The following is an 8,416-nucleotide window of genomic DNA, read 5'->3' as shown; positions in this document are numbered from 1 at the left end:
ACGATAGCCCACACGATACTTCTACTAATCCTTCAATGATTCGTTATCGGTGAAAGCACTACTGCTCTCTGTTAACTCCAACAAAATGAGTATAGCATAAGGTTTTAAATTCAACAATAGAAATGGCATTATTTCTTAAATAATTTGGGTGTGACTCATTTCATGGTTGAAACCATTGAGAGGTATTAATCACACTCCAGTAGTAAACCACTTGAATACAACTGAGTCCCACTTAGCAAAACCAAACTCGCAACTAATAGTTAGATCGGCATGGCACAACCAGGCTGGCTTTTCAACTTTCTTTTTTGGGAGCGAAGCAGGCGACGACACCAGGCAAAAACAGATACACCAGAATTATGATAGGTAGGACGCAAGCTAACAGTGCGAGAGGAGTCCCTTTACTCTCTACCAGCAAAAACACTACGGCTATCACATAGTACAAAATGGTCAGCCAGCGGCCCCACGCTTTTTGCAGAAACAGCCCCACACCTGCCGCCACTCCTAGGAGTGCCGCAAAGATACTAACCGTGTAGGCATTCCCTCGTAGCAAGACCACCAGTGGGATAATGGCCGTCAGCGCAGCGATGAGGGTAATGCCAAAAGGCTGTACTTCCTCTTTGGGTTCTTGTTCTTGCAGACTCATTATTTTCTTACTTTTCCGATGGCGCTGTACTGTGTACCTCAAGCAAAAGCACGCGCTCCACCCCTTCAGGCACGCGTGTGCTCTCGGACTGCGCGATTCCCACGAGCCACAGAATCTCGCCCTCAGCCTCCACGACCAGCTGAAAGCCGCGCAGATCGGCGGGTATCTGTGCCTCTCGGAGCAAGTCTCGTACCAGGCGTGTTTTTCCGCCCATACCCAGTGGCGCGATCCGATCCCCATCCCGCACGGTGCGAATGGTTAAAGTTGCGGGGATTGTACCACAGTCCACACGAAGCGAGCGTCGGTGTCGCAGAGAGGAGTGCATGGGTGCGTCCACGCGAGCCACGAGCCACGTGCCCGCAGGAAGCGCGATCTTTCCCGGGACAGTGAACTCTGCCTGCCACGCGCTTGGGGGCTGGACAGGTGGTTTAGGAACGAGCTTGAGGCTTCCTTGACGAGCTTGCGCCTCCCAGCCACCCGGCAGTTGGAGAGTTCCTTCTGTGCTCAGAAGACGCTCAAGCCGCTCGACCCAAGCAGTTGTCGCCAGCTCTTCGCGCAATGCACCGTCGCCTTGGCTCAGCTCCCAGAGCCTCTTGAGGAGAACACGGCGCAAGATTGGGCGGGCCAAGGAGCGTAGATCTTTGGTGGCTGGAGCTTTCTCGGCCAACTCATCAAGATATGCGGCATCATCACGGGCGTGGTCGGCGAGGCGGCAGAGGGCTTCGGTAAGGCGGGGATTGAAGCTATGAGCAAGCTCGGGGAGGAGCGTGCGGACTTTTCTTCGGGGATAGCGTGGGTTGTCGTTGGTGGGATCGTGGCGTGGCGCGATGCCTCGCTCCTGGCAGTAGGCTTCGATCTCGCTTCGGCGGGCAAAAAGCAGGGGGCGGATAATATTTCCCCGACGCACCGGAATGCCTGCCAGACCACTGACGCTGGTGCCTCGGAAAACGCGCATCAGCACGGTCTCTGCCTGGTCGTCGGCATGGTGTGCGGTGGCGATCACCTGGGCCTCAAGCTCGATGGCGGCGGCCTGCAAAAAGGCGTAGCGTGCGGCGCGTGCCTCAGCCTCGTTGGCTTGCGAGAGGGCTCCGAGCTCAATCACACAGGGCAGGCCATAGCGCGTGGCCAGCGCCCCACAGAAACCCGCATCGGCATCGGCATCGCGTCCCCGCATGCCGTGGTGAAAGTGTGCGACACCCGCCGCTTGCGGCAGCAATCCAGCCTCAGCAGCTTCGCACCAAAGCAGAAGCAAGGCGCACGAATCGGCTCCCCCCGAGAGCGCGATGAGGGGGTGCTCACCAGAAAACAGCAAAGCCCGCTCCTGGACAAAAGTGACCAGAGAGCGGGCAAGCGGGGAAAGTGCGCTATTTTGCGGAGACGACGACACGGTTCTCGGCGCGGGTTACCGTCATTCCAAGCGGCCCCAGATGGCGTGTCAGGAGCTCCTCCAAGGTCTCGTTGCGGGCATCGAACTGAATCCGGCGCTCCGACTGCGGGACATCCACCACGGTGATCGCCTGACCAAATCGCTTGGCAAGCTCCGAAAGTGCCTGCGGTGTCAACGGGAGCTCTCCCATCCCAAACGAGAGACGGGCACTAGCAGGTTGCAAGTTCGCCAGAGGTGTAATCAGCCACTGCTCGCCCTTGATGCCCTCCGCCGCCGAGAGCAGCTTAATTGTCTGCACTTCTTGGGCGGGATCGAGCGGGACTTTCAGCGGACGGGTCGGTGGCTCGGTACCTCCCAAAGAGACGCCTGTCGTGGGGCCGCCCGAGACACTGGCAAGCACCATCGCAGACTCGGCGTTCTCCAGCGTGAGATTAAACGTAAGTGTTGCCCCCTCAACCTTGACGGCTGAGAGCTTCAGGGTCGGTCTTGGCGCAGCACTTGTGGGTTGCACAGGATTTGTAGGCTTCCCTACCCAACCTGCTTGGCTGACTTGACTGGCGCGTGGGAAGAAGAACTGCCAGGCCACTCCCGCCATGACGCCACCAGCCACCAGAGAGCCCAGTGCCAAGCGCCCAAAGTTCGGGAGCCAGGAGCGCCAGCTTTTCTGCTGTGCTTCTTCTCGCTCTCGCTCAATCCGGGCAATAACATTGTCCGCAAAGAAAAGCGGTGGGTCTATATCGGGCAAGTCGTTCAGGTTTTGTGTGATCCCACGCAGGGCTCGCTCGTCCAGACGGGCTTCTGGGCTTATGGCCAGAAACTCTCGTACTTCACGAGTCTTGTCGGCAGACAGGGTTCCTTCGATATACTCAGACGCGATCTCGCGCCACTGTTTGCTATCCATATTTGTTCCTACTGGAGGGTAGGACTTCCCTCTACTCCAAAAAGTTCCGCCACTTTACCCAGCCGGTCGCGCAGTGCTAACCGAGCACGATTGAGGCGTGACTTCACCGTGCCAATGGGAAGCTCCGTGATCTCGGCGATCTCTTCATAGGCAAGCCCCTGGTTGTGGTACATGACGATCATCACGCGCTGGGCTTCCGGGAGAGTCTGAACAGCCTTCTCCAAGATCATTCGACGCTCTTCCCCTTCCATAAGCGCCTCAGGGCCGGGGGAGGTATCCTCATACTGCCGAGTGATACTGTTTTCATCTAGGTCAACCGACTCCTCTAGAGAAGTTGTCGGTCGTGAGCGCTTTTTCTTTCTGTCATCCAGAAAGACATTGGTAACAATCCGATGAATCCAGGTCGAAAACTGTGCATCGCCCCGAAACGACTTAAGGTTGTTCCAGGCCCGTACAAACGCCTCCTGGGCAATGTCTGCCGCATCGTCATGGGAGTTACTCAGGCGGTAGGCCACGTTGTAGACCGTGCGCTCATAGCGCCGCACAAGCTTGTCAAAAGCGGCAACATCGCCCTTGCGGCTCCGCTCAATGAGCTGTTTTTCTTCAAAGGGTGTCAGGGTCATTCTTGCTCCGCAGGGAGACGCGCTTCTGAGATGGCACGCTGCTCTTCTAGGGTAAGAGCAATATCAGAGCTCCCCTTGATGACTGGCTTGGCATAGACCCGCATGTCCTGTCGTGAGTAGAGCCCCGTCAGGACAATGCCATTCGCGGCCTCGTCTAGGAGCGCCAGCGAGAAACTTTGCATCCCCCCAACATTGGCAAACGCATCATAGCGGTACAGTCCCACCCGACGAAGAGTCTGTCGCAAGGCTGCCTCATTGGCCTGGCTAGTTGTTAGCGCTCGATCTAAGCCGCCTTTGAAACTAGGAACTTGCTGAGAGTAGTCTAGCAAGAGATTTTCAAGACTTCCTCCATCCACGCCACGAAGCATCAACGTCTGTCGGCGGTTTAGCTTCTGTATCTTGGCGAGGCTTATCACTGCCAGGATGAGTATCAGTGTATTGGCTAGTAATAAGCTAAGTAATGCCACACCAGGTTGGGTCTCAACCCAACGCACCAACCCACCTAGAAGCCCATTCAAGCCCTCCATATCCAACCTCCAGTTTCCAATCGCAAAATCCAACAATCTCACAGAGAGAGTAACTATGGCCACCGAGAACCTGCCCTTAGACAAGATTCGTACAAACGAAAATCAGCCGCGTCGAACATTTTATCAGGAATCCCTGGAAGAACTCGCCGCCTCCATAAAAGAACGTGGTGTTCTGCAGCCCATTGTGGTTCGTCCCCTCGCGGGCGCTGACAAAGGTTTTTTTGAAATTGTGATGGGAGAGCGGCGCTACCGTGCCTGTAAAATGCTCGGGCTCCCCACGATCCTAGCCATTGTGCGGGATTTAAACGACGAAGATGCTGCCACTGATGCCCTCCTGGAGAACTACCAGCGCGAGGACATGAACATTATTGAGAAGGCCCGTGCGATGCAGGGACTTCTTCAGCACATGAGCTATGAGAAAATCTCAAAAACTCTTGGAGTCTCTGAGACCACGGTTCGACGGACTCTGGAGCTTCTGGAGCTTCCTGCTCAGATCCAGCAAGAGCTCATCCAAAATCCGGCCAAAGGTGCGGTCTTCCAGGAAGGTCATGCCCGCGCCCTACTCGCTATCAATGAGGATACGGTGTGCCAGCTCCGGCTTGTCGAGAAAATCAAGAGTGAGAAACTCAATATCTCGGATCTGGAGAAAATTCTCAGTGCGATCAAGCAGTTCCCCGCAAAAAAAGAAGCGTTTTTACGTGTCTCCGTAGGTGTCACCGAGCAGATGCTAAGGAGCCTGGGAGCCAGAGAAGAGCGTAAGAAGCCCTACAAGGCCCAGACAGCGGAGCAGCACCTCAAGGGAATTGAGAAACAGTCATCCCTGCTCTCTGACATGCTAGATGACCGCATTGGGGAGTTTCTGACGGCGGAGCACATGAATCAGCTTCTGGCCACTACCGCAGAGCTTCAGCGGGATCTAGAGAGCTTTAACTCTAAGCTTCGAGATGCCCTAGCCACCAAGGACTTTGGATTCCGCGAGGTCTATATCCACTGCCCCCTCTGTGGGCGTGTAGAACTCATCGGCTCCGTGCGCTGCTCGATCTGCTGGACAATCCTACGCCGCTGCTACGACTGCGGCAACTACGACCGCAATTTTGAAAAGTGTGGGGTTACGGGTGGCAAGATCTTTGTCGCCGAGGCAGAGAACCCGAAAGAGCACTCAAAGAGCTACCGCTGCCCGATGTACAAGCCCAAGTTTGACGCGCAAGCGACAAAACTAAAAATGGTCGCGTAGGCATTTACCCGATCGTCGATTGACAATCTCCCCGCCTGGCAGAGCCAAGCGGGGTTTGTTTTTTATCTCAAAACCAAAAAAATGACCTGCGGAGAGTTCCGCAGGTCAGTTATCAAGTTAAGTGGTAGAAAGGAGATGTTCTTATTCTCGGTGCGAGGCGGTATTATCTATATAATCGAGAGCAAAAATTCTGAGTATTTTTCTATGAACCTCAACCCTGTCGCCAGCAATCTGGTTATCATCTGGTATCTGGGACTCTCCCTGATCCTGACTTTCATTGTCGTCGGACTGACCATGGTGCTTCACAAGGTCAATAGCCGCTTGGAGGCACTCACGCTACAAGTCGAGCCGCTTTTGCAGAAGGCGGATCAGGCCCTGGCTCTCACGAATGAGAAGCTCGCCACCATCGGCAGCACAACGGAGAGCTTGCTGGCACACGGAGATGCAGTCGCAGCGACCGTGGAGGCCAAGACAGAGACCACCTCACGTCTGGTGCAAAAAACCATCCACAGCCCCTTTGTCAGCCTCAATGCGCTCCTTGCGGGTGTCGCAGCGGGTGCTAAGGCACTTCGTGCGAGACCATCATTGAGTGTGCTACAATCAAATAAACCACAAATTTCTGTATCTGTAATGGAGAACCCTCATCATGGCGAATAATAAAAGTGACTTTCTGGTTGGCTTACTTATCGGCGGCGCACTGGGTGCGGCCCTAGCCCTCCTCTACGCGCCGCAAAGCGGCGAAGAGACCCGCGGCAAGCTCAAAGAAAAGGGCGGCGAGTTCAAAGAGAAGACCACTGAGACCTACGACAAAGCCCGCACCAAGGCAACCGAGGTCGGTGGAACTCTGAAGGAGAAGACCACGACCATCGCCTCCAGTGTCAAAGAGTCCGCTTCTAGCGTTGCTGCCCGAATTGGCAAACGCGGCGAAGCTGCTGGAGCTGTCGAGCCCGAAGCGGCAGGCGCTTAGCGAGCTTCGTGGAGAGAGTCCAGATAACGCTGGATCACCCTCTCCACATCGGTGCTATCGTCGGCGACCCGAGCCTGTGCAAGCCACACCGCTCGGGTCGCTACTTTTTTGACCGCTTCCATGTCGTGACTCACCACCACGATCGTGCGTCCCTCTTGCTGAAACTGTGCGATCTTAGCAAGGCACTTCTCTTGAAAAAGCGCGTCCCCGACGGCGAGGGTCTCGTCCACCAGCACGATCTCCGGGTCGGTATGGACAGCGACAGCAAAGCCGAGGCGCACAAACATCCCTGAGGAGTAAGTGCGAACGGGCATGTTGTAGTATTTGGGCTCCGCAAAGTCCGCGAAGGCAAGTATCTCCTCACGCCGCTCCTCCATCTGCGCCCGTGTGAGCCCTAAGATCGAACCATTGAACGTAATATTCTGCAAACCCGTCAGATCGGGGTGAAAGCCTGCTCCGACTTCCAGCAGCGGGGCGAGACGAGGGTGCGTTGGGTCAGCAGATGCCGGAAACGCCACAGTGCCTTCATCGGGCTTCATGACATTGGCAATCAGCGAAAGTAGCGTAGACTTCCCCGAGCCATTGCGCCCAAGCAGCGCCACCGTCTCCCCCTTGTGGATCGTCAGCGAGACATCTTCAAGCGCCGCGACGATCTTATAGGTTGGCTTGATGCCTTTTGAGAGCTGGCCCAGCCTACCCTTCAGCCCCGCATAACCGTCTTCACGGAGCCGAAAACGCTTGGTGACATTGGCAAGCTCAATGGCAGGCAGGCTCACACTTGCTCCACAAAGCGCCACTTGCGGCTGTTGAAGAATGCATACCCCCCGATAAAAGTTGCGACACAGACCACAAAGGCAAAGATAAAGTAGGGCCAGGGCACGGGATGATTCACAGAGGTGGGCGAGGTTAGCCCCAAGGCACCGGCGGGCATGTTGACAGGATTGAGCAAAAACGCACGGTAGCTGGTGACGATCACCACAATAGGGTTGAGCAAGTAGGCCTGATAGACCGGCCCTTGGAGCCAGTCCGGGATCTTATCCGAGTACTGCACCATCTCCAGAAAATAGATTATCGGGACGCCATAGAAAAGGAGATCCAGCGCGACGGCAGTCAGGAACTTCACGTCCTCGAAAAATACGTTGAGTGCAGAAAGGAAGAACGCGATTCCTCCGATAAGCAGTGTCTGCATGACGACCAGAACGGGCAATAGCAGAATCCCTGCGGGAGGGAATGTCAAGTGACCATTGCGTAACCAGTCACTAAGATAAAGAAAAAACACGAGGGGCAGCACCACTACCAAAAGTGTCAGCCGAAAGTGGCGGTAGTTAGCAATCGTGGTTGCCAGAGGCAGTAGCTCACGCGGGAAGTAGACTTTCCGAATGAGTGGCAGATGCTTAGAGACCGAGTCGCCTGCATCCAGAACGCCCGTGAGAAAGTACGTCCAAGGGAAAAATGTCGCCACCACAAAAGGAAAGTAGGGACTCCCCTCTATTTTTATCTGGACAATGTAGGTAAAAACAACCGCGAGAATCAGCGCACGAACAACAGGATTTGCCAGAGACCAAGCAACACCGAGCTTGGAGTTTTTGTAGCGGACATCGAGCTCACGGCGGACTAGGTTATCGAGGAGTTCACGGTAGCGCCATGCTTCCCGCGCTTCCTCCAGAAGCGTTCGGAGGCTCATGCCTCGTTGCTACTCAGCGGTGTTGGGTTCTTCTTCACGGGCAGGCTCAAGGAGCTTGAGGAGATCCTCCCGGTGAATGAGAACTTTACGTTTCCCCGCCACACGAAAGGCCTTAAGCTTTCCCTGACGGATATACGAGCGGATGCTGGATTGAGACAGCTGCAGGTAATTTGCTGCCTGCTCCACTGTCAAAAGTTCCCGGTTCTCCGAATCCATCGTCTCGTTTACTGCTCCTATTTTCAACTGGATGACAAGCATCCTGTTTGGCAAGTATAACCCCTGCCCCTAGGAATGTCAAGCACTTGCCAGGAAATATCAAGAGGTGAACAAGGCGTGCAAAAAGCGCTAAGAACTCAGGTATAACAGAGGGTATGACACAGGTGGGAATTTTCGGTGGCTCGGGGCTCTATCAACTCCTCAGTGGCGCGGTGGAGGAGCGGTGGATTGAGA

General features: G+C 55.2%; 11 protein-coding genes. 3 read left to right on the top strand and 8 right to left on the bottom strand.

All coding sequences use genetic code 11. From position 1 onward, the window contains the following. Positions 1 to 292 precede the first annotated feature (292 nt). Genes RMO15_RS27160 through RMO15_RS27140 form a run of 5 tightly spaced genes read right to left on the bottom strand, consistent with a single transcriptional unit; the run spans position 293 to position 4,072 of the window. Positions 293 to 643, bottom strand: a complete 351-nt coding sequence (locus RMO15_RS27160) for a hypothetical protein (protein WP_309720241.1) — start codon at positions 641 to 643, stop codon at positions 293 to 295. A 7-nt stretch (positions 644 to 650) separates the two neighbouring features. Next, on the bottom strand, positions 651 to 2,030 hold the full coding sequence (tilS, locus tag RMO15_RS27155) for a tRNA lysidine(34) synthetase TilS (RefSeq protein ID WP_309720239.1): 1,380 nt from the start codon (positions 2,028 to 2,030) through the stop codon (positions 651 to 653). Further along, the gene (locus RMO15_RS27150) at positions 2,008 to 2,931 is read right to left on the bottom strand and encodes a hypothetical protein (protein WP_309720236.1); all 924 of its coding nucleotides are present in this window, start codon (positions 2,929 to 2,931) and stop codon (positions 2,008 to 2,010) included. The genes tilS and RMO15_RS27150 overlap by 23 nt, the downstream gene beginning before the upstream one ends. 8 nt (positions 2,932 to 2,939) lie before the next feature. Further along, the gene (locus tag RMO15_RS27145) at positions 2,940 to 3,554 is read right to left on the bottom strand and encodes a sigma-70 family RNA polymerase sigma factor (protein WP_309720234.1); all 615 of its coding nucleotides are present in this window, start codon (positions 3,552 to 3,554) and stop codon (positions 2,940 to 2,942) included. Then, entirely contained in the window at positions 3,551 to 4,072 is a 522-nt protein-coding gene (locus RMO15_RS27140) for a DUF4446 family protein (RefSeq protein ID WP_309720232.1), read from the bottom strand. The genes RMO15_RS27145 and RMO15_RS27140 overlap by 4 nt, the downstream gene beginning before the upstream one ends. A 64-nt stretch (positions 4,073 to 4,136) precedes the next feature. Here RMO15_RS27140 and RMO15_RS27135 point away from each other — a divergent pair, with 64 nt between their 5' ends. The 3 genes from RMO15_RS27135 to RMO15_RS27125 all read left to right on the top strand — a co-directional run bounded on the left by RMO15_RS27135 (position 4,137) and on the right by RMO15_RS27125 (position 6,282). Beyond that, positions 4,137 to 5,315 (top strand): ParB/RepB/Spo0J family partition protein, encoded by a 1,179-nt coding sequence (locus tag RMO15_RS27135; protein WP_309720230.1) that lies wholly within the window; start codon positions 4,137 to 4,139, stop codon positions 5,313 to 5,315. 204 nt (positions 5,316 to 5,519) lie between these two features. Continuing rightward, positions 5,520 to 5,972: a hypothetical protein gene (locus RMO15_RS27130; RefSeq protein ID WP_309720228.1), complete on the top strand. Its 453-nt coding sequence runs from the start codon at positions 5,520 to 5,522 to the stop codon at positions 5,970 to 5,972. Further along, a complete protein-coding gene (locus tag RMO15_RS27125) occupies positions 5,962 to 6,282 on the top strand; it encodes a YtxH domain-containing protein (RefSeq protein ID WP_309720225.1) in 321 nt (106 codons plus the stop codon). Before RMO15_RS27130 ends, RMO15_RS27125 begins: the two co-directional genes overlap by 11 nt. Here RMO15_RS27125 and RMO15_RS27120 read toward each other — a convergent pair. The 3 genes from RMO15_RS27120 to RMO15_RS27110 are packed head-to-tail and all read right to left on the bottom strand — an operon-like array spanning position 6,279 to position 8,224. Then, on the bottom strand, positions 6,279 to 7,058 hold the full coding sequence (locus tag RMO15_RS27120) for an ABC transporter ATP-binding protein (RefSeq protein WP_309720223.1): 780 nt from the start codon (positions 7,056 to 7,058) through the stop codon (positions 6,279 to 6,281). The genes RMO15_RS27125 and RMO15_RS27120 overlap by 4 nt on opposite strands. Continuing rightward, positions 7,055 to 7,966: an ABC transporter permease gene (locus RMO15_RS27115; RefSeq protein WP_309720220.1), complete on the bottom strand. Its 912-nt coding sequence runs from the start codon at positions 7,964 to 7,966 to the stop codon at positions 7,055 to 7,057. The genes RMO15_RS27120 and RMO15_RS27115 overlap by 4 nt, the downstream gene beginning before the upstream one ends. Before the next feature lie 9 nt (positions 7,967 to 7,975). Further along, positions 7,976 to 8,224, bottom strand: a complete 249-nt coding sequence (locus RMO15_RS27110; protein WP_309720217.1) for a helix-turn-helix domain-containing protein — start codon at positions 8,222 to 8,224, stop codon at positions 7,976 to 7,978. Positions 8,225 to 8,416 lie beyond the last annotated feature (192 nt).

Source organism: Armatimonas sp. (assembly GCF_031410135.1).
In the GTDB taxonomy this organism is placed as follows: domain Bacteria; phylum Armatimonadota; class Armatimonadia; order Armatimonadales; family Armatimonadaceae; genus Armatimonas.
Note: the sequence above shows the minus strand (reverse complement) of the source record. Positions and strands in the feature narration are given on the sequence as shown.